General features: G+C 44.5%; 26 protein-coding genes and 1 pseudogene. 23 read left to right on the forward strand and 4 right to left on the reverse strand.

The annotated features are described in order from the left end of the window. The first annotated feature begins 177 nt into the window (after window positions 1-177). The 7 genes from V2H45_RS17565 (at window position 178) to V2H45_RS17595 (ending at window position 7,826) form a co-directional block, all read left to right on the forward strand. Entirely contained in the window at window positions 178-1,074 is an 897-nt protein-coding gene (locus V2H45_RS17565) for an aliphatic sulfonate ABC transporter substrate-binding protein (protein ID WP_330484966.1), read from the forward strand. An 80-nt stretch (window positions 1,075-1,154) separates the two neighbouring features. Further along, the gene (locus tag V2H45_RS17570) at window positions 1,155-1,931 is read left to right on the forward strand and encodes a dienelactone hydrolase family protein (RefSeq protein WP_330484967.1); all 777 of its coding nucleotides are present in this window, start codon (window positions 1,155-1,157) and stop codon (window positions 1,929-1,931) included. 41 nt (window positions 1,932-1,972) lie between these two features. Continuing rightward, window positions 1,973-2,938, forward strand: coding sequence for a D-2-hydroxyacid dehydrogenase (locus V2H45_RS17575; RefSeq protein ID WP_330484968.1), 966 nt, complete (start codon window positions 1,973-1,975; stop codon window positions 2,936-2,938). 28 nt (window positions 2,939-2,966) lie between these two features. Further along, window positions 2,967-4,517 carry a TauD/TfdA family dioxygenase gene (locus V2H45_RS17580; RefSeq protein ID WP_330484969.1) on the forward strand — a complete coding sequence of 517 codons (1,551 nt, stop codon included), beginning with the start codon at window positions 2,967-2,969 and terminating at the stop codon, window positions 4,515-4,517. 104 nt (window positions 4,518-4,621) lie between these two features. Next, window positions 4,622-5,980 carry an LLM class flavin-dependent oxidoreductase gene (locus V2H45_RS17585; RefSeq protein ID WP_330484970.1) on the forward strand — a complete coding sequence of 453 codons (1,359 nt, stop codon included), beginning with the start codon at window positions 4,622-4,624 and terminating at the stop codon, window positions 5,978-5,980. Between the two features lie 103 nt (window positions 5,981-6,083). After that, window positions 6,084-7,466 carry an MFS transporter gene (locus V2H45_RS17590; protein WP_330484971.1) on the forward strand — a complete coding sequence of 461 codons (1,383 nt, stop codon included), beginning with the start codon at window positions 6,084-6,086 and terminating at the stop codon, window positions 7,464-7,466. A gap of 9 nt (window positions 7,467-7,475) precedes the next feature. After that, the gene (locus V2H45_RS17595) at window positions 7,476-7,826 is read left to right on the forward strand and encodes a DOPA 4,5-dioxygenase family protein (RefSeq protein ID WP_330484972.1); all 351 of its coding nucleotides are present in this window, start codon (window positions 7,476-7,478) and stop codon (window positions 7,824-7,826) included. A gap of 31 nt (window positions 7,827-7,857) precedes the next feature. Here V2H45_RS17595 and V2H45_RS17600 read toward each other — a convergent pair whose 3' ends face one another. Both V2H45_RS17600 and V2H45_RS17605 read right to left on the reverse strand, forming a co-directional pair. Then, on the reverse strand, window positions 7,858-8,274 hold the full coding sequence (locus V2H45_RS17600) for a hypothetical protein (RefSeq protein ID WP_330484973.1): 417 nt from the start codon (window positions 8,272-8,274) through the stop codon (window positions 7,858-7,860). Window positions 8,275-8,278: 4 nt separating this feature from the next. Further along, window positions 8,279-8,620, reverse strand: coding sequence for a hypothetical protein (locus V2H45_RS17605; protein ID WP_330484974.1), 342 nt, complete (start codon window positions 8,618-8,620; stop codon window positions 8,279-8,281). A gap of 193 nt (window positions 8,621-8,813) precedes the next feature. Here V2H45_RS17605 and V2H45_RS17610 point away from each other — a divergent pair, with 193 nt between their 5' ends. From V2H45_RS17610 to V2H45_RS17645, 9 genes and pseudogenes are all read left to right on the forward strand, one after another. Beyond that, complete coding sequence (locus V2H45_RS17610) at window positions 8,814-9,065, forward strand: type II toxin-antitoxin system HicB family antitoxin (RefSeq protein WP_330484975.1); 252 nt, start codon at window positions 8,814-8,816, stop codon at window positions 9,063-9,065. Then, window positions 9,052-9,291: a type II toxin-antitoxin system HicA family toxin gene (locus tag V2H45_RS17615; protein WP_330484976.1), complete on the forward strand. Its 240-nt coding sequence runs from the start codon at window positions 9,052-9,054 to the stop codon at window positions 9,289-9,291. The genes V2H45_RS17610 and V2H45_RS17615 overlap by 14 nt, the downstream gene beginning before the upstream one ends. Window positions 9,292-9,375: 84 nt before the next feature. Next, window positions 9,376-10,701, forward strand: coding sequence for an AAA family ATPase (locus V2H45_RS17620; protein ID WP_330484977.1), 1,326 nt, complete (start codon window positions 9,376-9,378; stop codon window positions 10,699-10,701). After that, window positions 10,698-11,450: a retron system putative HNH endonuclease gene (locus V2H45_RS17625; protein ID WP_330484978.1), complete on the forward strand. Its 753-nt coding sequence runs from the start codon at window positions 10,698-10,700 to the stop codon at window positions 11,448-11,450. Before V2H45_RS17620 ends, V2H45_RS17625 begins: the two co-directional genes overlap by 4 nt. A 72-nt stretch (window positions 11,451-11,522) precedes the next feature. After that, complete coding sequence (locus V2H45_RS17630) at window positions 11,523-12,596, forward strand: NADH:flavin oxidoreductase/NADH oxidase (RefSeq protein ID WP_330484979.1); 1,074 nt, start codon at window positions 11,523-11,525, stop codon at window positions 12,594-12,596. 105 nt (window positions 12,597-12,701) lie between these two features. Beyond that, on the forward strand, window positions 12,702-13,178 hold the full coding sequence (locus tag V2H45_RS17635; protein ID WP_330484980.1) for a GNAT family N-acetyltransferase: 477 nt from the start codon (window positions 12,702-12,704) through the stop codon (window positions 13,176-13,178). Window positions 13,179-13,220: 42 nt separating this feature from the next. Next, on the forward strand, window positions 13,221-13,469 hold the full coding sequence (locus tag V2H45_RS17640) for a hypothetical protein (RefSeq protein ID WP_330484981.1): 249 nt from the start codon (window positions 13,221-13,223) through the stop codon (window positions 13,467-13,469). Then, window positions 13,466-13,762: pseudogene (locus tag V2H45_RS25670) on the forward strand (hypothetical protein). Before V2H45_RS17640 ends, V2H45_RS25670 begins: the two are co-directional and overlap by 4 nt. A gap of 86 nt (window positions 13,763-13,848) precedes the next feature. After that, window positions 13,849-15,321 (forward strand): arylsulfatase, encoded by a 1,473-nt coding sequence (locus V2H45_RS17645; protein WP_330484982.1) that lies wholly within the window; start codon window positions 13,849-13,851, stop codon window positions 15,319-15,321. Between the two features lie 179 nt (window positions 15,322-15,500). On the opposite strand, the gene V2H45_RS17650 is transcribed toward V2H45_RS17645, so the two are convergent. Further along, window positions 15,501-16,106 (reverse strand): nitroreductase family protein, encoded by a 606-nt coding sequence (locus V2H45_RS17650; protein ID WP_330484983.1) that lies wholly within the window; start codon window positions 16,104-16,106, stop codon window positions 15,501-15,503. Between the two features lie 264 nt (window positions 16,107-16,370). Between V2H45_RS17650 and ssuE the strand changes: the two genes are divergently transcribed. The 7 genes from ssuE (at window position 16,371) to V2H45_RS17685 (ending at window position 22,982) form a co-directional block, all read left to right on the forward strand. Further along, window positions 16,371-16,910, forward strand: coding sequence for an NADPH-dependent FMN reductase (gene ssuE, locus V2H45_RS17655; protein ID WP_330484984.1), 540 nt, complete (start codon window positions 16,371-16,373; stop codon window positions 16,908-16,910). A 172-nt stretch (window positions 16,911-17,082) separates the two neighbouring features. Further along, window positions 17,083-17,757, forward strand: coding sequence for a glutathione S-transferase family protein (locus V2H45_RS17660; RefSeq protein ID WP_330484985.1), 675 nt, complete (start codon window positions 17,083-17,085; stop codon window positions 17,755-17,757). Between the two features lie 107 nt (window positions 17,758-17,864). Next, window positions 17,865-18,665: an SDR family oxidoreductase gene (locus V2H45_RS17665; protein ID WP_330484986.1), complete on the forward strand. Its 801-nt coding sequence runs from the start codon at window positions 17,865-17,867 to the stop codon at window positions 18,663-18,665. A gap of 27 nt (window positions 18,666-18,692) precedes the next feature. Further along, window positions 18,693-19,298, forward strand: a complete 606-nt coding sequence (locus V2H45_RS17670) for a 2-hydroxychromene-2-carboxylate isomerase (protein WP_330484987.1) — start codon at window positions 18,693-18,695, stop codon at window positions 19,296-19,298. Between the two features lie 306 nt (window positions 19,299-19,604). After that, window positions 19,605-20,891 carry an MFS transporter gene (locus V2H45_RS17675; protein WP_330484988.1) on the forward strand — a complete coding sequence of 429 codons (1,287 nt, stop codon included), beginning with the start codon at window positions 19,605-19,607 and terminating at the stop codon, window positions 20,889-20,891. A gap of 14 nt (window positions 20,892-20,905) precedes the next feature. Continuing rightward, window positions 20,906-22,249 (forward strand): MFS transporter, encoded by a 1,344-nt coding sequence (locus V2H45_RS17680; RefSeq protein WP_330484989.1) that lies wholly within the window; start codon window positions 20,906-20,908, stop codon window positions 22,247-22,249. 58 nt (window positions 22,250-22,307) lie between these two features. Continuing rightward, window positions 22,308-22,982, forward strand: a complete 675-nt coding sequence (locus V2H45_RS17685) for a class I SAM-dependent methyltransferase family protein (protein ID WP_330484990.1) — start codon at window positions 22,308-22,310, stop codon at window positions 22,980-22,982. 130 nt (window positions 22,983-23,112) lie between these two features. Here V2H45_RS17685 and V2H45_RS17690 read toward each other — a convergent pair. Continuing rightward, the coding region (locus V2H45_RS17690) for a hypothetical protein (RefSeq protein ID WP_330484991.1) at window positions 23,113-23,338 on the reverse strand (226 nt) is incomplete at its 5' end.

Genomic DNA, 23,338 nt, shown 5'->3' on the forward strand with positions numbered 1-23,338 from the left:
CCTCATTTTCCTCAAATCCCTTCCTACTCTTGTTTGTATTTTTAGAGATGCCCATTAGGAAGTTGTGGAGATCAAACCTCAACCAGTGCCACCAATTCCTCGACAGCTAGCAGTAGTTCCTCGAAGACTCCTAAGAGTACTCCGAACGAACTTGGCATTAAAACTAAGGTTTTGCGGATGGGATATCAGCAATCGGGCGATCTGGTAAGAGCCAGAAAAGTTCTGGAAAAGCGTTTGGAACCCTTAGGGATTAAAGTGGAATGGGCGCAATTTGCACAGGGCTCTCAGCTAATGGAAGCAATGAATGTCGGTAAGATCGACCTAGGAGCAGTTGGCGAGACACCACCAATCTTTGCCCAAGCCGCTGGAGGAAACATTGTCTATGTGGTTGGTACAAAAACAACTCCACTAACAGGAAAAAGTAGCATTATTGCCGTTCCACCTGAGTCAAGCATCCAAAAAGTTGAGGATATTAAGGGGCAAGAAGTTTACTTTCAAAAAGGTTCTGCCTCCCATTACTTTATCGTCAGGGCTTTACAGGAAGTAGGCTTAACGATTAAGGATATTAAGGTAAGAAGCGCTCCCACGGTAGAAACAAGAGGAGCTTTTATCGAAGGGAAAATCCCTGTTTGGGTATCTAACGATCCTCACTATGCGATCGCAGAGGATCTCGGGCGCATTCGCGTAATCAAGGACTCCGTTGGCTTAGATTCACCCGGTGCTTATTATGTAGCTAGTCAATCCTTTGCTCAAGAAAACTTAGGGCTGCTAAAAATTGCGATCGAAGAACTAGATGCCCTTGATAAATGGTCAGAAACCCATCGTGCTGAAGTTGCTGAGATTTTAGTTAAGGAACAAAAACTCAAACCCAGCGTGGCAGAAAGAGTGGTATCGCGTCGTACCTTTGCAGGAAGGAGAGGAATTACGCCAGAACTGATTAAAGAGCAACAACGAGTTGCCGATCTGTTCTTTACCGAGGGTGTGATTCCCAAAAAAATCAACATTCAGGACGCACTATTATCTGCCGAAATTTACGCTGCGATTACGCCACCTGAAGTACTGCAAGGCGCATAGTGATTCCCGTTACAATAGGCGACACCAAATCCCGCAAAGGAATCCGAACCCAAATATTTAATAAAACATTTCATCAAACAATGACTTGCATAACCCTCGATCAAAATCAAACCAATTCCACAATTCGTACTGCTTGGGTCAAGGTTCCCAACGGAGACTTGCAAATCGATGCCTATTTTGCCGAACCCGATCGCACAGGTATTTTCTCTGCGGTGATTGTGGTACAGGAAATTTTTGGTGTGAATATTCACATCCGCGAGGTTACCGAGCGACTGGCAAGAGAGGGCTATGTAGCGATCGCTCCAGCATTATTTCAGCGCACGGCTCCCAATTTTGAATCTCTCTATGCTCCTGAAGATATTCAAGTGGGTAGAGGGCATAAGGATAAAACGAAGGCTGATGAAATCTTGAGCGATATTCAAGCAACGATCGCCTATCTCAAAGCATTGTCGAATGTGAAAGGCGATGCGATCGGCAGTATTGGTTTCTGCTTTGGCGGTCATGTGGTTTACCTAACGGCGACATTGCCAGAAATTAAAGCCACCGCTTCATTCTACGGTGGGGGCATTCCCAACTCTACTCCCGGCGGTGGCGAACCGACGATTACCCGCACGGCAGATATCAAAGCCCCGATCTATGCTTTTTTTGGCGAAGAAGATGCAGGGATTCCGCTAACGGACGTCACCAAAGTGGAAGCGGCGCTGCAAGAAGCGAACATTCCTCATAAAGTATTTCGCTATCCCAAAGCAGGACATGGATTCTTTTGCGATAAGCGAGGCAGCTACCATCCCGAATCAGCGGCTGATGCTTGGACGCATGTTTTAGAGCTGTTTGAGGAAAATTTACATAAGGAATAAGACGAACAGCAATTGATATTGCCTATCATCATTCTAAAGCTATGAAACTGTTACTCCCCACAGAATTTGCCCCTCAATTAGAACCACAGTTAGCAAGCGATCGCTATCCCGATTTGGAAAAGGCTTGGGTAGACTCCACTGGCAAGATTGAAGGAGATCCGCACGATGCTGAGGTTTATTTCAATTGGTTCTATCTCAAGCCACCTGTCTTGCATCACGTATTAGATACTGCACCCAAAATTCGCTGGCATCAAACCCCTAGTGCAGGCGTCAATCACATTCTTACACCGACTTATTTAGAACGGGATATCATTCTCACCAATGGTGCGGGGAACTCCGCTATTCCGATCTCTGAGTTTGTTTTGACCTATATCCTCTTTCATGCTAAAAAGCTCAATACTCTACTGGATTTAAGGGAAAATCGCACTTGGAAACGCGGAATTGAGCTGCAGCTTCATGAGATTTATGGCAAGACAATTCTGATTATCGGGGCAGGAAAGATCGGACAGGCGATCGCAAAACGGGCAAAAGCTTTTGGGCTGAGGGTATTGGGATCTCGCAGCAATCCCCAATCGCTAGAGGATTTCGATCTGGTGGTTGGTAAGGATGAATGGCGATCGCTCTTGCCTGAGGCGGATTATGTAGTCATTGCAACACCGCTCACCCCTGCGACCCATAATCTAATTGATGAGGCAGCACTTAAAGCCATGCGTCCCGATGCCTATTTGATCAATATTGCTAGAGGTGCGATCGTGGATGAGGAGGCTTTGATCGCCGCACTCAAAGAAGAAAGAATTGCTGGTGCAGCGCTCGACACCTTCCATACCGAGCCTTTACCCCCCGAGAGTCCTTTGTGGTCTTTGCCCAACGTGTTTATCACGCCGCATACCTCAGCTTCGTCACCCCGCAGTATCGAACGTATCATCAATCTGTTTCTCGATAACTTAAACCGCTATCGCACAGGTCAACCCCTGCGAAATGTGGTGGATAAGTCTGTAGGTTATTAACCCTACCCATCAAAGGGAGCCAATCACTATGTCAACTGCAAGCACTATCTCTCCATTAACGACTGCCTTACCAAGTTGGGAAGATCTGCTGGAAGCAGCCCGCAAGTATACGCCTGCAAGACGTATTCGCAGGGTAGGACAACATCCTTCTACACAGCCAATCCCTAGTAGTTGGAATAAACTACCACCCAACACCCCAGCCCCCGTATTGCTCTATCGCGACACAAATTCATGGTGTCCTTTCTGCGAGCGCGTTTGGTTTGCTCTCGAAGAAAAAGGCATTCCCTTTGAAACCGAATTTATCGATCTGAGTAATAAGCCCAAATGGTACACCGACCTCGTACCGACAACCCTTGTCCCAGCCGCCAAAATCGAAGGGAAACTCGTTTATGAATCGAAAGATATTCTCTTAGCCCTAGAGGAGCGCTATCCAGAGGTTCCCCTACTACCCAGCGATCCCCAAGAAAGAGCCATAGCCGATCGATGGGTTGAAGAATCAGAAACTAATGGGTTTCGCGATCTTGCCTATCAGTTACTGCGGAAAGCTCCTGAAGATCCGCAGGAGTTAGAGGACTTAAGAGCGAAATTTGAAGCGCAACTAGATGCCCTAGAAGCCGATCTTGGTAAATATTCCAGTCCCTTCTTTCTTTCGGAGTTTAGCATTGTTGATATTCTCTACAGTCCTCACCTCGATCGCTTAGCTGCCAATCTACCCGTTTACCGTGGCTATCATATTAAAGGGAATCCTCGATTCCCTAGAATCAACGCTTGGTTCGAGGCGATCGCCCAGCGTCCTGCATACCAGCGCTCCGCTTCCGATCACACCACCAATAATTTACTATTGCGCCGTCGCTTTGGCATTGACCCCGTTGGCAATCCAGCACCCCTCGATGCTGACAGAGCCAATCTATTAGTCAATGATCTCGATTACAGCCGAACCGAAAGTCGTGCGAATACTTGGCATACCGATGTCACCTTTGTGGATCGCCCACCTCTAGGTTCCGTATTACACGCTGTAACCATTCCTCCCGTTGGTGGTGACACAGTTTGGGCAAATTCCGTTACAGCTTATCAAGATTTACCCGACCGTTTACGCAATCTTGCCGATACGCTCTGGGCAGTGCATAGCAATAAGTATGACTATGCCGAAGCTGCGGTGGAAATTTCTGAGCAACAGAAAGAATATCGCAAGATTTTTACTTCCACGGTTTATGAAACGCTACATCCTGTAGTGCGCGTGCATCCTGAATCAGGCGAGCAGGGTCTATTTATTGGTGGCTTTGTACGTCAGATTAAGGGACTCTCTCAAACAGAATCTAATGACATCATTCGCTTGCTGCAGTCCTATGTCACTCGTTTAGAAAATACAGTGCGCTGGAAATGGAAAGAAGGCGATGTAGCTTTCTGGGATAACCGTGCTACGCAGCACTACGCGATCGCGGATTACGGTACGCAACCCCGCCGTGTCCAACGCGTAACGATCGCAGGCGATCTACCCGTAGGCATTGATGGAAAGACTAGCGAAGCTGTCAAGGGGGATTCTTCGGCTTTTACACCTGCTTTGGTGGCAGCATCGTAAATCTTGACCCGCTCGCTTTCTAAGGGATTGCATTTACAAACAGTGGGGGCAATTCATGAATTGCCCCTACTTCTCAACTTCTAAACAAAACATACCCAAAACATATGAGTGAAAAACGTAAACTTAGACTTGGTGCATTCCTGATGAGTTCGGGACATCATGTTGCTTCTTGGCGCTATCCCGATGCTAACGCTGAGGGCGGTTTAGATTTTAACCACTTCCGTAAAATCGTACAAACCGCCGAACGGGGTAAATTTGATACGATTTTCTTCGCTGATGGTGTGTCCGTACGCGATCGCGGTCAAGACAAGGACATTATCAGTCGTGCGGGGCATGTCGCGCATTTTGAGCCAATCACTCTACTTTCGGCATTATCTGTCGTTACCGAACATATTGGCTTGATCGCCACCGTTTCCACTACCTATAACGAACCCTATCATCTCGCTCGTAAATTCGCCTCTCTAGATTACCTGAGTGGCGGTCGGGCTGGCTGGAATTTAGTGACATCGGCTACCGATAGTGAAGCGAAAAACTTCAATCTGGACAAGCATCCTGACCATGCTCCCCGCTATCAACGCGCCCGCGAATTTGTGGATGTAGTCAAAGGGCTGTGGGACAGTTGGGAAGATGATGCGTTCATTCGCGATAAGGAATCGGGTATCTTTTTTGACCCAGATAAGTTCCATGTTCCCAATCATAAAGGGGAATACTTCTCCGTGCGAGGACCCCTGAATGTGGCGCGTCCGATTCAAGGCTATCCCGTAATTGTACAGGCGGGTTCGTCAGAAGATGGCAAAAACTTGGCGGCGGAAACTGCGGAAGTCATTTTCACAGCTCACCAAACCCTTGCGGATGCTAAGGCTTTCTATGCCGATGTGAAGGAACGGGCGGCAAAAATCGGTCGCAATCCCGATCATATTAAAATCATGCCAGGGATATTTCCTGTGATTGGTCGCACTGAGGAGGAAGCGCAGGAGAAGTTCCAAAAGCTACAGGATGGCATCGATCCTAAAGTTGGTTTGGCTTTGCTAAGCAGTATGCTGGGAAATGTTGATGTGTCGGCATACCCCCTTGATGGTCCTTTGCCTGATTTGCCTGAAACAGAGTTGCATCAAAGCCGTCAGGACTTGCTGATCAGATTGGCACGGCGCGAAAATCTAACCATTCGCCAACTCTATCAATGGATTGCAGGAGCGAGAGGACATTATCAAATTGTCGGTACTCCTAAACAGATCGCCGATCGCCTTGAGGAATGGTTTATTAATGACGCTGCTGATGGCTTTAATATCATGCCTCCCTATTTGCCCGGTGGATTAGATGAGTTTGTGGATTTGGTAATTCCCATCTTGCAAGAGCGCGGTCTGTTCCGCACCGAGTATGAAGGAAAAACTCTCCGCGAAAATCTCGGCTTACCTCGTCCAACAAACCAATTTTTGACCAAAAAAGAATTGGTGTCTGCATAGCGATCGCAAGGCAAGAATAGTTTTTTGAAACGTAGGGGCAATTCATGAATTGCCCCTACGTCATCTGTTTTATTAGATTCTGTATAAAGTGGATGGTCATATCATGAGCTTTAGAAACTTTGAACGCACTGGTTTAGACGATCTCTGGTCGTTGCACGATACATCGCGATCGCTGATAGACTTTGTGCCAGAAGAAGAACTAGAGCATGATGACAAGTACGCAAATCCCAATTATTCATCTGATTCAATGTCCCAATCCCATCCTATCGAGTCTCCTGAGGAAATTGCATCACAGGTTTCCGAACCCACAGAGAATTTCACTACCGATAGAAACCTAATTTTGCTGTTATCGATTGTGAGTGGCTTGGCCATTTCTAATGTTTACTACAATCAGCCCTTATTAGCGCAAATCGGACGAAATCTCCAAGTATCCGAACACCAGATTGGCATTGTTCCTGCGGTTACTCAAGTCGGCTATTCTATCGGCTTATTGTTACTCGTTCCCCTAGGCGATCGCCTCGAACGGCGTAAATTAATCGTCACGGTTTTGAGCTTGCTAGTTTTCGCGATCGTGGGTGTCGCAATTTCACCAAACCTAACCACACTCACCGTAGCAAGCCTTGCCCTCGGATGTCTTAGCATTGTCGCGCAATTAATTATTCCGATGGTCGCACAAATGTCTAGCCCGCTGGAACGCGGTAAAACCTTGGGATTCTTGATGAGTGGACTATCCGTCAGTCTCGTATTTGCCCGTACCATCAGTGGCTTTATCGGCGAAACCTTTGGTTGGCGATCGATCTACTGGCTATCCGCTGGATTGATTGTGACTTTAGCAATTACCGTGCGGGGCAAACTACCTATTATCCCTCCTGCCTCCAAATTGTCCTATGCCAAATTAATGGGAAGCATTTTGCAACTGATTCGCGAACAACCGATATTACGAGAAGCATCCCTAAATATCGCACTTATCTTCGCTTCCTTCAATGCCTTTTGGTCAACCATGATTTTCTTTTTGGAATCAGCCTATCACTACGATGGCAAGGTTGCGGGTTTATTTGGCTTAGTGGGAATTGTTGGCGCTCTAGTTACCCCTTTGATTGGCAGACTTGCCGACGAATATACCCCTAGAAAAATTCTCAGTTATGCGATCGCGCTTGCCTTAGCTTCCTTCGCAATTTTAGCGATCGCAGGAACCTATCTATCGGGATTAATTCTTGGCGTTCTCTTCCTATTCTTAGGAATGCATTCATCTTTCATTCTCAACCAAATTCGCATTTACAGCCTTGTCCCCAATGCTGAAAGCCGTTTGAATACAGTCTATATGGTCACAAACTATACTGGCGGTGCGCTTGGTTCTTTTCTCGGTGCTGTTGGTTGGAGCCTGTGGCAATGGCAGGGTGTTTGTACTGTGGCTATATCTCTAATTGGGCTTGCAGCCATCATTCATTTCAAAGTATTCTCATTCTCAAAACGCTCAGTTCTCTAAAGAAATTCTATGACAGAAGAGACTTCCGTAATTACTAGCTACCATGCCCATGTCTATTACCATCCTGAAACCCGCGTTGCTGCTGAGCAGGTACGTCAAGGTCTAGGCGATCGCTTTGAGGTGCAGCTAGGACGTTGGCACGATCGGTTGGTTGGGCCCCATACGCGATCGATGTATCAGGTTGCCTTTGCCAACGATCAATTCGATCGCATTGTGCCTTGGTTATTGCTAAATCGCCAAGGTTTAGCGGTTTTGGTACATCCCAATACAGGCAATGCGATCGCCGATCATACCGATCGTGCGCTGTGGCTAGGGGAGAAGCTAGAAGTCAATCTGGAACCATTACGCCAAATTGGATAGAGTGAGTAATATTTTTATAATCTTTTCGTCTCTAAGCAGAAATTGGTTGGAAATTTTGTTGAATCTGTAAATATTCCAATACCAATAACCTCAGATAGTCCAACATGGAAATATATGACTGAATTTGTGGATAGTGCGATCTCGCTTCATTATAAAGTTGAACAATCGTATGATTATTAAATACACTTAACGTTTTCAATTCAGCGATCGCTTGTTTGTAATTGTTTACAGTTCCTTTGTCTTCGATTTGACAGGCATATCCTCGGATATTTACTGTCAGTAATTCAAGTTCTTCTAAAGGCATAAAATCTTCGTCATAATTACTGAAATCTTTTTTAAAAATCAGTTGTCTTTCTAGCTTTGTATTTTGATAGTTAATCGATAACTGCTCTAGAAGTTGAGAAATATAGTCTTGATAAACTGTTAATTGGTTTTGAATTTTTACCATTTATTTATTCCTCATTAATACCATAGGTCACTATTTTTTCAAGCCCGTATTGGTCAAGCCGCACAATTAAAAACTCTGTACCTTTGCGGTAAATAGCCGATCCATCCTGTCGATAACCTGAGCGCGGGACTCTCATAGAACCTTTTTTGCTGAAATTATGAGCTTTGCGAAGATATCTCAGGACAGTAAAGCCTTTTCTTTTCGCATGATCTAAAATGCTTTGGGCTACACTACTATAGGTTCCTGCATCCCATTCATCAAGATATTTTAGGAGTTCAGTTACTTCAGTATCATTATACTCATCAAGGATCTCAGCTAAGTAAGGATCGCTAAACTCTTCTCGCATCTAATCTGTAGCTTATAGGAAAATCTCAGTAATTATCTGTCATTCTGCCATTATCTGGGCGATCGCTTTAACAATTAATTCGCATGAATTGATTTGCCTCTGTTTATGATTGGGTATAGCATTGAGGAGTAAAGCCAGCGATCCTGTTGGGTTAAGACTCGAAAACCAATACTCAATTAAGAGACATAAGTAAATGAAAAGCCACATTAAACTTCAACAAAATATTAAGTCATTTATTCGGTCAAACTTAGAAGGTGGCTATGTTGCCGAATGCTTAGAAATCTCAGTAGTAACACAGGGCAATACCCTAGATGAAGTAGTCGAAAATCTTATAGAGGCTGTTGGATTACACCTAGAAGATGAAAATCCCGAAGACTTTGGTTTAGTTCCTAACCCATCAATTTTTGTCACCTTTGAACTACAACCTGAATATGTCAAAGCTTAAACGCCTCTCTGGTGCGGATGCGGTCGCTATCTTTAAGAAATTTGGCTTTGAAGTTCATAGTCAGAGAGGTAGTCATATTAAGCTCCGTCGGATTACTCCAATTGGTAAAGAAACCCTAACTATTCCTAACCATCGCGAACTGGCAACTGGTACTTGTCAAGCTCTCTTCCGACAAGCTACCCGCTATATTCTTGAGGCAGAATTATTTCCTTACTTCTATGAATAATTTGTAAATCCTTAAGATATAACCTGATAAAAATGAATTAATCTATTTGTTCATTTTGTAAATATAAAATACAAACATTACGCAATGCATATTCAACAAGTTACCGTTAAAAACTTTCGATGTTTTGACGATCTGATAGTCAACTTAAATCCAGATGTAAATATATTTGTTGGCAACAATGGCTCTGGCAAAAGTGCTGTATTAGATGCGATCGCTGCGGCTATATCTCCATATTTATATGAGTTCCAAGATATAGTAGATGTAAGATCGAGATCTAAAGATATAGAAGAGACATATCTTTTTCAAAGAGATTTACAAGTTAAGCAAGAAGGTAATAGCTCTATTAACATAAACAGAATCGAACTTGGACATGTAAATTCAGATATGTCAATTAGCTATTCGGTGCAATATTTTAAGAGATCAACTGATAATAACAATATAGATTTAAGACTTGATCGGATAGATAAATCATCAATTCGTAGGGACATCAATCGTTACTTACAAGCTTCATCGAATATTAATTGTTTTCCTATTGTTGCTTATTACAGGGGTAATCGCAACTTAAAAGATATTTCTGATGTTAATGATTTTTTTAATCGAGAATTTGACATATTTGATGCCTTAAAAAACAGTCTTGATGCGACAGCAAATTTTGCAGAATTCACTAACTGGTTTTTTGCAAGAGAATTTCAAGAACTAAAAGAAGGAAAAAAGAGAGGAGATGTTAATTTTGAACTTCCCGAACTGAAGCAAGTACGAAAGGCGATTTCTATTATTGTTGCTCCGAATGCGCGTGTATATTTTTCACAGACAAATTCAACTAAATTAATGGTTGAATGGGAAACTGAAATAGGTGAAAAAATCGAATTGTCGCTGAGTCAATTAAGCTCGGGTTATCGTAACATGCTAGCACTGGTGATGGATTTTTCTAGACGTTTAGCACAGGCAAATCCAGAAATGGAAAATCCGTTAGAAGCAGAAGCTGTGTTAATGATTGATGAGCTAGATTTGCACTTACATCCAACTTGGCAACAAAAAATTATTCCAGACCTACGCAAAGTGTTTCCAAATACCCAAATCATTGCGACAACCCATAGTCCAGAAATTGTCACCACCGTAGAACGCCATCAGGTCAAAATTCTAGAGGATTACCAAATCAAAGAATGTCCCTCACCGACCAAGGGTATGAAAAGTTCAGACATTGTTCGCTATGTTTTAGGGCTGGAAAATTTACGACCAGATACCGAAGAATCAAGGACATTAACGGCTCTTTTTAATGCGATCGATCGTGGTAATTTAGAAGAAGCAAAACAACTTCGCGAAAAGTTGCGAGACTGGGAACAGTTTGACCCAGATATGACTAGAGCAGATATGCAGATTCGGCGATTGGAGCGGAAAATTACTGCATGAAAAATGTACTAAAATCTTCAGAACCAGAGGAACTACAAAATTACAAAAAACGCTACAGCACTCAATTTAGACGATGGAATAATCTAAAGCAAAGTAGAGATACATTAACTTCAATTCGTAGCACCTTAATCTCAGATCAAAAAGGGCTTTGTGCTTACTGTGAAATGTCGATTTATCAAAAACCTTTTTCCGTTGAACATTTCTTTCCCTGCGAACAATCGACCCGTGAAGAAAATCATGACCTAAATTGGCAAAATATGCTGGCTATCTGTATTCCCCCAGGAGGCGTTGAAGATGATAGTTTGCCAAACGCTCAATTACCCCATAGCTCACCCTGTTGCGGGAAAGCCAAAGATAATTTTATCCCTGATGGGCGTCTTTTAAATCCCCTTCAATTGCCAACACAGCGGTTATTCCGTTTTAGCAGTGCAGATGGTGAAATCTTACCCGATGAATCTGGCTGTGAACGATCGGGTATCCCTATTGAATACGCTCAATTCACGATTCACAAACTAGGACTCAATGTCGATCGCTTAAAATCACGAAGGTTGGCTGTAATTGATGAAATAATCAAAGAACTAGACTCTCGCGATGATGGAATAAACGATCGGACTTTACTCGACAAGCAAGTAGCATCAGAATATTTTGATAATAGGAAAGATAATTATCCAAGATTCTTTACAACGATTCGTTGGGTGTTAGATGAAGGTGCAGAAAAGCATCTCCTAGAGATTTCTTACTCAGGCTAAGGTTTGAGTCAAAAATTGAGAACTAGAACTCTTGTCAAAGCCGAAATAATTAAACTTAATTTGGAACTAATCATGACCCATCTATTTGAACCATTCCAACAGCGTGGAATTACCTTTCGCAATCGCATTGGTGTTTCTCCCATGTGCCAATATTCCAGTACTGACGGTTTTGCTACGGACTGGCATCTCACCCATTTGGTCAGTCGGGCTGTGGGTGGGGCAGGTTTGGTATTTACCGAAGCCGCAGCCGTGGAACCTGAGGGCAGAATTTCTCCCAGCGATTTAGGAATCTGGTCAGATCGACATATCGAGCCGCTTACTAAAATTACAAACCAAATTCGCCAAGCAGGTACGATCGCGGGCATCCAAATCGCCCATGCAGGTCGCAAGGCAAGTAATTCTGTACCTTGGGAAGGTGGGAAACCCGTCGATGAAGCCCGAGGCGGATGGCGACCCGTTTTTGCTCCCAGCGCGATCGCCTTTAATCAAGACAATAGTCCCGTTCCCTTAGAGCTAGATTTGGCAGGCATTCAAAGAGTCAAAACTGCTTTTTTTAACAGTGCGAAACGCTCTGTAGAAGCTGGCTTTCAAGTAATTGAGATCCATGCAGCACATGGTTATTTACTCCATGAGTTTCTCTCGCCTTTGAGCAATCAGCGCCAAGATGCCTATGGTGGCAGCTTTGAGAATCGCATTCGTTTATTGCTAGAAATTGCTAGCGAAGTTCGTGCCGTCGTTCCCGATCGCTTGCCCGTATGGGTAAGAATTTCGGCGACTGATTGGATTGAGAATGGCTGGGATATCGACCAAAGCGTGGCGCTAGCCCATAAACTAAAGGCATTGGGTATCGATGCGATCGATGCTTCTTCAGGCGGGATTCTTCTTGGTGCAAAGATTCAGCTTGGGGCAGGTTATCAAACCACATTCAGCGATCGCATTCGTCGCGAAACAGGAATTCACACTGCCGCTGTTGGCTTAATCACTTCTCCCGAACAAGCCGATCATATTATTCGCACAGGTCAAGCAGATGTTGTATTAATAGGACGAGAATTCCTCCGCGATCCTTACTGGGCTGCCAGAGCCGCCAACAAATTGGGTGTCAAGGACTTCAACTATCCTGTTCAATATCAACGAGCTTGGCTGTAGAATTAGCCCTCATCACTCAACAACAATGGCGAAATTTAACTACTACGATCGCATTGCTCAAAACTACGACCAAACTCGCTGGTTAACAGAATCAGTTTTTGAAATATGGGCATACAGGAAAATCTAACTCACCAACTTCTCATTCGTCCTTACCAATCTGAGGATCTAGAAGCGATCGTGCAGCTTTGGTACAATACTTGGCATGAAACCTTTCCCCATTTACAACATCCGCATCTATCTACCGAATGGAAGAGACGCTTTTTGGATGAGTTAATACCGCTGGGCAGTATTTGGACAGCCGAAATTGAAGGTGAAATTGCGGGATTTATGGTTATTTTTAAAAGAAAAAGCTTTATCGATCAGTTATTTGTCGATCGTCGCTATCAAAGTCATGGCATCGGTGCAAAATTGCTCGGCCACGCAAAATCACTGCATCCTCAAGGATTAAGGCTCTATACACTTAGGGAAAATACTAGAGCCAGAGCTTTTTATGAACGTAATGGCTTTACTGCTGGCAAGTTATCAGTTAATGCCTTTAACGGTCAACCCAACGTCGAATATATTTGGAAACCTAAGCAATAAGGTAAATGATATAATTTACTGAAATTACTGCTATTTTTTCCTATGAAAGGCATTGAATATATCATAGATGACCAAGGAGAGAAGACTGCCGTTGTCATTAATTTAGAGCAATGGGGTAAGGAATGGGAAGCGTTTTATAATCTTCTATTGAAGCAATCATTCCCTTCTGAAAGTTGGGTACATGAAGACTCTTTCTCGGAAAAACTGGATAAGGCTTTACAATGGAATCATGATCATCCCTCTCAGTTATCGAATCTAGACTCATTGGAAGCTCAATTACTGAATAATTGAGTAGAATTTTACTCGATCTAAATAATCCTGTTTTTCAACAAGACTTGTTTGTTTTGCAGAAATCCGAGGCTCTTGCGGTATTAAAAATTCTCAAAAAAGTTTCTCAATTAACCTAGGAACAATTGTATAAAGATCAGGGCGTAAAATGGGAATTGATTCGTTCTAAGCAAGGAAAAAATGGTGAAAAACTCTATAGTTTGAGAATTACTCAAAAATGTCGAGCCGTTGCTGTCCGAGAAGGTGATTATCTAAGATTTTTATCCTTGCATTCCGATCATGATTCAGCCTATTGAGCAACCAGCGATCGCACTATCAACAAGATCTTTTGGTCACACATCACGTTAAAAATAGAATCAGAAAGAATCGGAAATAAAAAGACATGAAACTGTATATGGCGATCGCGGCGGCGATCGTATCGCTATTGCTATTGCTGTGTCCCCCCGCCTATGCCCAAGAAGAACCACAGCCAAAACCGAATATCCTGCTCATTCTCACCGATAATACGGGGTGGGGGGACTGGGGTGTATATGGTGGTGGTTCCCTGCGTGGCGCTCCCTCACCTCATATCGATCGCCTAGCGGAAGAAGGTACGCGACTGCTCAATGCGAATACAGAGCCACAATGCACGCCTAGCCGTTCGGCATTGCTGACCGGCCGACATGCCATCCGTAGCGGCACTCAGAGCATTCCCATGGGGACGCCACTCTATGGGCTAATACCTTGGGAAGTCACCCTTGCGGAATCTCTGTCTGATGCAGGTTACGCAACGGGTGCTTTCGGTAAATGGCATCTTGGACGTAGCGTCGGACGCTGGCCGACGGATCAAGGTTTCGATGAGTGGTATGGCATTCCGAATAGTACCGATGAGTCAGTTTGGCTGACACCAGAGACCATCAGCCGCTATTCGATCGCTGGGGATGTCAATGTCGCTGATTCCAACAAACCTTGGATTTTTGAAAGCCATAAAGGTAGTCAGCCCCAAAAACAAAAAATCTATGACCTGAACGAGCGTCGGCTCATCGATGCAGAACTAACCCAACGCGCGATCGCCTTTATGACGCGCAACCATGAAGCGGGTAAACCCTTCTTTGCCTATGTGCCTTTCACGGCGATGCATTATCCCACCCTGCCCCATCCTGACTTTGAAGGCAAGAGCGGTCATGGCGACTATGCCGATATGCTCGTGCAGACCGATCGTTATGTCGGTCAGCTTGTAGAAGCGATCGCCAAACTAGGCATTGAGAAGAACACGATCGTAATTTTTACTGCCGATAATGGCGTGGAAGATAGCGCCGTTGGCGATGGACAATATAGCGGTTGGAGTGGCCCTTGGGCGGGGACTTATTTCACGGCAATGGAAGGAGGTTTGCGAGTTCCATTTATCATCCGTTGGCCAGACAAGATTCCCGCAGGCAAGGTGAATAATCAGATCGTCCATGTGGTTGATATTTTCCCGACGCTAGCTTCCTTTGCAGGGGCAAAAGTTCCCCATGACCGTGCTGTGGATGGCATAAACATGGCGGATTTCTTTTTGGGTAAAAGTTCGCAATCTGGGCGTGAAGGGTTTGTGGTCTTTGTTGCTGATGATTTACGGGCGGTGAAGTGGCATAACTGGAAGCTGCATTATGCTTGGCAAGAAACCAAGAATAGTCCGATCGCTAGATATTCTACGGTTGCTAAACTCGTCGATCTTTCCCGCGATCCCCGCGAGACCAGACAGGTATCTGAACCCTACAATACATGGATTCAATACCCAATTACCCAACTTGTGTCCGATTATAAGTCCAGCTTGCAGAAATACCCAAATGTGCCAGTGGGTGCGCCCAATTCTTATAAGCCACGCAGTCAATAATTTCGGAACCCTCTCCCCAATCAGATTCGTAGGGGCAGTGCCTCTGTGCCTACCCCGATCCTTTATACACCCAACATTTTGTCCCACAATCCTTATTCCGAATTCACGTTAAGAAAATCAACAGGGATAAAAGCCCCTTCTCTTGCCAAGAGAAGGGGCTGGGAGATTGAGGTATTCGACTAAGCGCTCAACAATGGTGAGACCTGATTAAACTGTCCAGAGAATACAAATTCTTGCAAAGGCTTGCGAACTCGGGGAGCGAGTTCTTTCTCTCGTAAACCTTCAGGCAGCGTTTGCGGATCGCCCTCATAGCCAATCACCAAGGCTGTAGCTGGAGCATAGGCTTCGGGAATCTGGTATTCAGTTCTGGCTTTGTCGCGATCGAATCCTGCGGCTTGATGGACAGATAGTCCGAGGGCAGTTGCCTGCAAGGATAGATTGCCTAGAGCGAGTCCCACATCATGGAAAGCATAGTGATTTTGTTTGCCATCATCGGTAAATAGCTTTGCTATAGCCAAAATTAGGACTGGTGCTGATTTTGCCCATCCTTGGTTGAACTCAACCAAAACACTGAGGAGACGGTTATACTCCGCAGGATTATCTTTGGTGGCAACAATAAAGCTCCAAGGCTGATGGTTATACGAAGAAGGCGACCATCGAGCTGCCTCTAGCAAAGAGAGTAAGGTTTCTTTTTCTACGGGGCGATCGGCAAAAGCTCTGGGACTCCAACGATTTCTAATGAGTTCGTGAACTTGATATTGAGTTTCAGCGGGTTTGGCAGTCATAGTAATTCCTGATGAACATTCGTTCAGTGATTGAAAGGGAAGATAAATTCTCCACCCTTACAAAAGAGTGGGAACCTTGGGATATATAGCATTTCAGATGTTTTTATCCCGAGCTAATGCTAATTATACGGTAAACCTTAGTATTTAGTGTAGTATATAATTCGCCGCATTAATCTATATGTGATTAACACTCAAAAGTTAATCGATTTCGCTTAGCGCAGCCAGATCCCAAAGTCAAAACTTAACCTTCAATATCTACTCATCATGTCTAGCATTCTCTTAATTAGTGGTAGCCCTTCCCATCCTTCTAGAACCTATGGACTCCTAGAATATGTCAATACCTATCTCCAAAAAGAGGGAATCACCACGAATATCTTGTCCGTTCGCGATTTGCCTGCTGAGGATTTAATCTTTGGTCAGTACAACAGCTCTGCTTTAGAAGTGCCGAAAGAACTTTTGGCAAATGCTGCCGCTGTTGTGATTGCCACACCCATTTACAAAGCTTCCTATACAGGTGTCTTGAAGACTTTTCTCGATCTGTTGCCTCAAAAGGCACTGGAGCAAAAAGTTGTTCTCCCCCTTGCCACAGGAGGTACGATCGCCCATTTATTAGCGACCGAGTTTACCCTAAAGCCTGTCTTGGCTGAACTAGGTGCGCGTCACATTCTCGGTACAGTCTATGCTGTGGATAAGCAGTTAACTTGGGCAGAGGATGGTTCTCTGCAAATCGAAGCAGAAATTGAGCAAAGACTGCAAACAGCGATCGCCGATTTTGTCAAAATCTTTCGATCCATCAAAGCGTGAAGCTCTTTAAGCTTTAAGTACTTGAATCGATTGTAGTATTCGTAGGGGAATTTGTTTTCAGGAAGACATCTTTCCCCAAAGGCGGTATGTCATAATCTTTTGAAAATCTACGGTAATTCCACTTACAAACCGTAGTATTTACGCAATCTAATACGTATTTAAGGATTCTGCTATGACTGCCTTGCATCTTTACTTTGCTAAAGCTTCGACATTTGCTCAACGGACTCGCGTGGTTTTGTTAGAAAAGGGAATTGAATTTACTTCCACTGATATTGATTTTCAAAACAAATCTGCTGATTTTCTAAAGGTTTCTCGCTATGGCAAAGTTCCTGCCATTGTCCATAATGGCTTTGAACTTTACGAGTCTGCAATCATCAACGAATATCTTGAGGAAGTATTCCCAGAACCAACACTTTTGCCTCGCGACCCCGGGGCAAAAGCGATCGCCAGAATTTGGATTGACTATGCCAATACCCGTTTTATCCCTGCATTTGTAAAGCTATTGCGCGGCAAGACTGTAGAAGAGCAAGAGCAAGGACGCAGGGAATTTATCGAGTCGCTGCTTTACATTGAGCAAGAAGGGTTTGGCAAGCTATCTGGTGACGGTGCATATTTCTTAGGCGAGCACTTAAGTCTGGTTGACATTAGCTTCTATCCTTGGTTTGAGCGTCTTCCTGTTTTGGAGCATTTCCGTAAATTTGAACTTCCCGCTGAAACTCCTCGCATTCAAAAATGGTGGGCTACATTACGCGATCGCGACTCTGTGAAAGCTGTTGCGAATTCCACTGAGTTTTATCTAGAGCGATTTACCAAGGTCTTAGGCGAACCATCTCCTGTCAGTAAGTAATTTTACCCCGATCTACCAGTTCCTTCTCCCCATTCAGAGAAGGAACTGGCATGGAGTAACTGTCAATTGATGTAGGGGTTGAGAAAATCTTGTAGGAGGGTAAGTATATGAGTTTGGAACTGCATTTAACGGGGAAAACTGCGATCGTCACAGGCGGTAGTGCGGGAATTGGTTTGGCAACAGCCAAAGGCTTGTATAAAGAAGGCGTTAATGTCGCGATCGCTGCCCGCAATCCTAAAAAGTTGGAAAAAGCGGTGAATGAGATTCGCACCCTTTCTAGTTCAGGGAATAAAGTAATTGCGATCGCTGCCGATCTGACACAAGCTGAAAGCGTCGATAAAGTGGTTTCGACCACTTTAGGAACCTTTGGGCAGATCGATATCTTGATTAATAATGCAGGTTCTGCGAAAGCGGGTAATTTGCTAGATATTAGCGATGATGTCTTTTTGGATGCATGGAATCTCAAACTACTGGGATATATCCGCCTTGTCAGGGCTGTAATTCCCGACCAGATTAAGCGCAGAGATGGGCGCATTGTCAATATCATTGGTGGCGCTGGACGTACTGCCCGTCCCAATTTTCTACCCGGTGGCACGACGAATGCGGCATTGCTCAACTTCACTCGCGGTATTTCTAAGGAGCTGGCTCTGCATAATATTCGCATCAATGCGATTTCTCCCGGCTTAACAGATACCGATAGAGCTAGGGATCTTGCGGAACAGCACGCTAAACTTGCCAATGTTTCTGTTGAGGAATATAAAGCCCAAGCGATTAAGTCAATTCCTTTAGGTAGAATTGCCCAACCTGAGGATATTGCCAATCTTGCGCTATTCCTAGTATCCGATCTCGCAGCTTCTATTACAGGCACTGAAATTCAGGTTGATGGCGGACAAACACCTGGGGTATAATGCCAAACTGAATCCGATCCCCAATTTATGACGATTTCAGTCGATTTTTACTATGGGTTAGGGAGTCGCTATTCATATCTTGCTGCCTCACAGATTCCGCGCATTGAGGCATCGCTTGATTGTCAGTTCGTTTGGAAACCACTTTTTAGCGGAGCATTAATCGAACGTTGGCAACGCAACCCATTTGTAGATCGACCTGTTTCAGGACAATACGATTGGGTCTATCGTCAGCGCGATGCCGAGCGATGGGCAGATTATTATGGCATTCCCTTTCACGAGCCTCAATTGAGGGCGATCGCTCCTAAAGATCTTGCCCTTGCAACTTTAGCCGCCGCTCAGTTTGGGCTACTAAAAAATTATAGTCAACTTCTGTTTAACGCAATATTTGCCGAGGGAAGAGCCATCGATCGCGAGATGCTTGCCCAGTTTGGAGTCAGCCTTGGGATTTCTGAAATAGATTTTTATGAAACCCTGCGATCGCCATCTCTACAGTTCCAACTCGAACAGATTACTCAAGAGGCATTTCAGCGGGGAGCGTTTGGTGTGCCTACTTTTTTTGTGGGAACAGAAATGTTTTGGGGGAACGATCGCTTAGTCTTGCTAGAACAACACTTATCTAAAAACGACAGATGACAAGACAAATAGCCGATAGCCTTGCAGCACCTGCTGTCACCAAGGAGCATTGAAGCCCAATTTGTCTTGACCAAATAGGCGATCGCGATACATCTTGCTAAGGCAGGAATGCTTTTGAGCAAATGTTGGTGACATGAAAATAACGCAAGAATCGTTGGCATCACCAAATTTTCAAATATTTGTAACCCAACGAACTTGACTAAATCTATGTCTATATCAGACAATGCCTTCTTATATTTAGATTATCTAATAATTAGTCTTGCAAAAGGGACTCCACCTACAACCTAACCTCTGTCTAATATCAGAATGGCTAAAACATTAATACGCTGGTTTAAGCCTAGTATGGATCTTCCAGCCTTTAGATCGCGTAATTATCGGCTCTATTTCGCTGGACAGAGTTTGTCGATGACGGGTAGCTTCATGACCCAAGTGGCGATTCTTTGGCTGATTTATAAAGCTACGGATTCAGCGCTCTTGTTAGGCATCTCTGGATTTTTAGGACAGTTGCCCGTATTTTTATTGGCTCCCGTTTCAGGTATCCTTGCCGATCGCTACAATCGCAAGCACCTGATGATTTTGTTGCAGGTCTTGGGGATTTCTATCTCGATTGCCCTGATGATCGTTAGTTTTTTAGGATGGGCTAATTTTTGGGTGTTGTTGTCTTTAGGAACTCTGTCAGGAGTTTTAAAGGGTTTAGATGTACCGATTCGCCATGCTTTTGTGACGGATATTGTCAACCGAGAAGAAATGAATAGCGCGATTTCGCTCAACTATGCGTTTCTGAATACGGCAAGGCTTTTAGGTCCAGCGATGGGAGGCATTGCGATCGCTAAAGTTGGGGCAGGCTTCTGTTTTCTCTATGACAGCGTTAGCTATATTGCTGTGTTGGTAGCTCTGTTTGCCATGCAGATTGCCCCACGCAAGGTCGAATCGCATGGGAAGCATCCTTGGCACAACCTCAAGGAGGGTTTTAAGTATGCCTACGCAGTTTTACCCATCCGTACTCTTTTGCTATTGCTCGCTTTGGCAAGTCTACTAAACATGTCCTATGCCACCCTGCTACCGATTTTTTCTGTAGAAGTATTTCAAGGGGATGCTGCCACGATGGGATTCTTAACCGCAGCCTCGGCACTGGGCGCAGTATTTGCCTGTCTCTATCTCAGTTTCCGAAAAGGGATTCAGGGACTGCATAAATTAATCGCTTTCTGCCCCGCTAGCCTCGGTGTTGCCATGATTATTTTTTCCTACTCCCATATGTTTTGGCTATCTGTAGCGGCGCTGACATTGGTTGGTTTTAGTTCTACACTTCAGGTTGCTGCCAGCAATACCGTAATTCAACATGGCGTCGAAGAATCCAAACGCGGTCGGGTGATGAGCTTCTATACCATGTGTTTTATGGGCATGTCTCCCTTTGGAAATCTGATCCTTGGCAGTTCTGCCCATGCGATCGGAGCGCAAAACACGCTGGCAATAGGAGGAATGGTTTGCATTGTCGGTTCGCTTTTGTTTGTGAAGTTCTTACCCGCGATCGCGCAATGGGTTCAGGTAGGCTTACAAAGTCACCCGTCAGTTCCATCGCAATCGGCACAATAGGGAAGTAGAAATCAATGGACATGGAAAACCCAAGGCGATCGCGCGATCGGACAAGTCAATTCAGCAAAAGAATAAGGAATCGCTTTGTGGAAAGCCTTTATAAAGGATTTCCCGCCTTTAGATCGCGAAATTTTCGGCTCTATATTATCGGGCAAGTGTTCTCGTTATCGGGAACCTTCATGACCCAGATGGCAATTCCTTGGCTGATTTATGACTTGACGAAGTCTGCTTGGTTGTTGGGTTTGTCTGGCTTTTTGGGATTTCTACCATCCCTAATTTTGATTCCCTTTTCTGGCGTGCTTAGCGATCGCTGGGATCGCAAGGATTTACTCAAGTTAGTACAAATCCTAGGAATTAGCGTTTCTGCCACCTTGACCTTAATTACGTTCTTAAATATAGCGGAGTTTTGGTCGTTGCTGATTCTGAGCATTTTAGGTGGGGTTCTCAAGGGATTGGATATGCCCGTGCGCCATGCCTTTGTGGTGGAAATGGTAGAAGATCGCGTCGATCTAAGCAATGCGATCGCAATTAATTCTACGATGCTGGCTTGTTCGCGCTTAATGGGGCCTGCTCTCGGTGGACTGTTGCTCGCCACAGTTGGCGTTAAATTCTGCTTTCTGTATGACACCATCAGCTACGTTGCCGCAATTTTGGCATTGGCAGTGATGACACTTCCTGCTAGCAAACCGATGCAAATTTCGCAAAGAATTAGTACTTGGAATCGCCTGAAGGAAGGATTTAATTATGTTGCAGACTTTCTGCCCGTGAAGGCGATTATTTTGCTGTTGGCGTTGCAGGGTATCTTCGGTTTTGCCCATGTGGTGCTATTGCCGATCTTCGCTGCTGAAGTTCTACAGGGTGGAGAGAAAATCTTGGGCTGGTTGAGCGCCGCACCTGCCTTTGGGGCTGTGCTTTCTTCTATTTATCTCAGCCAACGCAGCAAAGTTGTGGGTTTGGAGCGACTGATCGCACTCTGCCCAGGGATGATTGGTGTGGCAGCGATCGCCTATGCCTTTTCCAGTATTCTTTGGGTTTCCTTATTTTTACTCGTCATTATGGGAGGTATTTCAACATTGCATATTTCATGTAGCAATACGGTAATTCAAACCATTGTCGAAGATAGCAAACGTGGCAGAGTCATGAGCTTCTATTCCCTTTCTTTAATTGGAATGCTGCCTATCTGCAATTTGTTTGCAGGAACTCTAGCCCATTGGCTCGGCGCACCCAATACGATGATAGTCAGTGGCATTATCTGTATCAGCGCCTCGGCTTGGTTCTATCGACAGTTACCCCTGATTTCGCGATCGATTAAGCACGAAATGTCTTCGCTCAATAGAGCCGAAAAAATAGCAGCTTAGCTCGTAAGCCTCTCTCAACAATTTAGAAGTTTATAAAGTTTATTCAGGAGTTTATGGTATGCCTAAGGACTGGTTTGAATGGCACAAGCTTTACCAAAGCGAAAACTTGTTACAACAGCGGTTGCAAATTGTGCAGAAATATATTTCTGCTAGTTTAGATATCGCTCCCGCAGGCAAGATTCAAATTGTCAGTGCCTGTGCTGGCGATGGACGCGATTTGTTGGGCGTATTGGCCACTCATCCCCGTGCCCAAGATGTACGAGCGCGACTTGTAGAACTCGATCCGCAACTTGTCGCGAGAGGAACCAAAGCGATCGCCCAATTAGGGTTGACTGGCAAAGTTGAGTTAATCCAAGGCGATGCGACCCTGATAGATTCCTATAAGGGTGCTGTTCCTGCGGATATCGTGATTTTCTGCGGGGTATTTGGAAACTTACCCAATGAAGAAGTTCTCCAAGGTCTAATTCGCAACCTTCCCTACTTCGCCAAAACAGGTGCTTTTGTACTTTGGACGCGAGGCGATCGCGATGGTGCAAATTGCTCAGAACGGGTTCGTCAAATCTTTAAAGAAAACCATTTTTCCGAAGTTGATTTCCAATTCACGGAAACAGGAAATATGGCAGTTGGCAGACATCGTTTTGATGGGCAAACCCTCTCAGCCCCCATTGACGAACAGTTCTTTGTATTTACAGGAACTCCTGACAAAGCTGGGCTTTTTGTTTCAGCACCCTAGAGAGTTTGAGCACCCTAGAGCAATCCTAAATGAGTTGAGGGCACCTCTAAAAATCAGTCAGAGACGAAAAACGAAAATAAAAAGAGAGAAGAATAGGGAAATACTGATTAAACAGCCTGTTTCCCTGATTTTAGGTGGCAATTATCCACCTGTAGTCACACGAATCCTCTAAAATTAAGCCATAGCGCGTTTTGTCTCCCAAAATACAAATCGGCTCATATTGTGGACTAAATTCCGTAGCCCTATCTGAGCTTTTGCTCTGACGATTCCAATACAGCGCATGAGTTTCCCTCCCATCATCATATAGAACCGATTTGACATCTTTTATAATGGCGAATAAAGACCCTACATTCCTC

The organism is Tumidithrix elongata BACA0141 (assembly GCF_036349135.1).
GTDB classification, from domain to species: Bacteria; Cyanobacteriota; Cyanobacteriia; order Pseudanabaenales; family Pseudanabaenaceae; genus Tumidithrix; species Tumidithrix elongata.

Bases quoted from the DNA above. Each gene is read 5' to 3' on its own strand.
- V2H45_RS17565 (WP_330484966.1), top strand. From the start codon at position 178: ATGGGATATCAGCAATCGGGCGATCTGGTAAGAGCCAGAAAAGTTCTG.
- V2H45_RS17570 (WP_330484967.1), top strand. From the start codon at position 1,155: ATGACTTGCATAACCCTCGATCAAAATCAAACCAATTCCACAATTCGT.
- V2H45_RS17575 (WP_330484968.1), top strand. From the start codon at position 1,973: ATGAAACTGTTACTCCCCACAGAATTTGCCCCTCAATTAGAACCACAG.
- V2H45_RS17580 (WP_330484969.1), top strand. From the start codon at position 2,967: ATGTCAACTGCAAGCACTATCTCTCCATTAACGACTGCCTTACCAAGT.
- V2H45_RS17585 (WP_330484970.1), top strand. From the start codon at position 4,622: ATGAGTGAAAAACGTAAACTTAGACTTGGTGCATTCCTGATGAGTTCG.
- V2H45_RS17590 (WP_330484971.1), top strand. From the start codon at position 6,084: ATGAGCTTTAGAAACTTTGAACGCACTGGTTTAGACGATCTCTGGTCG.
- V2H45_RS17595 (WP_330484972.1), top strand. From the start codon at position 7,476: ATGACAGAAGAGACTTCCGTAATTACTAGCTACCATGCCCATGTCTAT.
- V2H45_RS17600 (WP_330484973.1), bottom strand. From the start codon at position 8,274: ATGGTAAAAATTCAAAACCAATTAACAGTTTATCAAGACTATATTTCT.
- V2H45_RS17605 (WP_330484974.1), bottom strand. From the start codon at position 8,620: ATGCGAGAAGAGTTTAGCGATCCTTACTTAGCTGAGATCCTTGATGAG.
- V2H45_RS17610 (WP_330484975.1), top strand. From the start codon at position 8,814: ATGAAAAGCCACATTAAACTTCAACAAAATATTAAGTCATTTATTCGG.
- V2H45_RS17615 (WP_330484976.1), top strand. From the start codon at position 9,052: ATGTCAAAGCTTAAACGCCTCTCTGGTGCGGATGCGGTCGCTATCTTT.
- V2H45_RS17620 (WP_330484977.1), top strand. From the start codon at position 9,376: ATGCATATTCAACAAGTTACCGTTAAAAACTTTCGATGTTTTGACGAT.
- V2H45_RS17625 (WP_330484978.1), top strand. From the start codon at position 10,698: ATGAAAAATGTACTAAAATCTTCAGAACCAGAGGAACTACAAAATTAC.
- V2H45_RS17630 (WP_330484979.1), top strand. From the start codon at position 11,523: ATGACCCATCTATTTGAACCATTCCAACAGCGTGGAATTACCTTTCGC.
- V2H45_RS17635 (WP_330484980.1), top strand. From the start codon at position 12,702: ATGGGCATACAGGAAAATCTAACTCACCAACTTCTCATTCGTCCTTAC.
- V2H45_RS17640 (WP_330484981.1), top strand. From the start codon at position 13,221: ATGAAAGGCATTGAATATATCATAGATGACCAAGGAGAGAAGACTGCC.
- V2H45_RS17645 (WP_330484982.1), top strand. From the start codon at position 13,849: ATGAAACTGTATATGGCGATCGCGGCGGCGATCGTATCGCTATTGCTA.
- V2H45_RS17650 (WP_330484983.1), bottom strand. From the start codon at position 16,106: ATGACTGCCAAACCCGCTGAAACTCAATATCAAGTTCACGAACTCATT.
- ssuE (WP_330484984.1), top strand. From the start codon at position 16,371: ATGTCTAGCATTCTCTTAATTAGTGGTAGCCCTTCCCATCCTTCTAGA.
- V2H45_RS17660 (WP_330484985.1), top strand. From the start codon at position 17,083: ATGACTGCCTTGCATCTTTACTTTGCTAAAGCTTCGACATTTGCTCAA.
- V2H45_RS17665 (WP_330484986.1), top strand. From the start codon at position 17,865: ATGAGTTTGGAACTGCATTTAACGGGGAAAACTGCGATCGTCACAGGC.
- V2H45_RS17670 (WP_330484987.1), top strand. From the start codon at position 18,693: ATGACGATTTCAGTCGATTTTTACTATGGGTTAGGGAGTCGCTATTCA.
- V2H45_RS17675 (WP_330484988.1), top strand. From the start codon at position 19,605: ATGGCTAAAACATTAATACGCTGGTTTAAGCCTAGTATGGATCTTCCA.
- V2H45_RS17680 (WP_330484989.1), top strand. From the start codon at position 20,906: ATGGACATGGAAAACCCAAGGCGATCGCGCGATCGGACAAGTCAATTC.
- V2H45_RS17685 (WP_330484990.1), top strand. From the start codon at position 22,308: ATGCCTAAGGACTGGTTTGAATGGCACAAGCTTTACCAAAGCGAAAAC.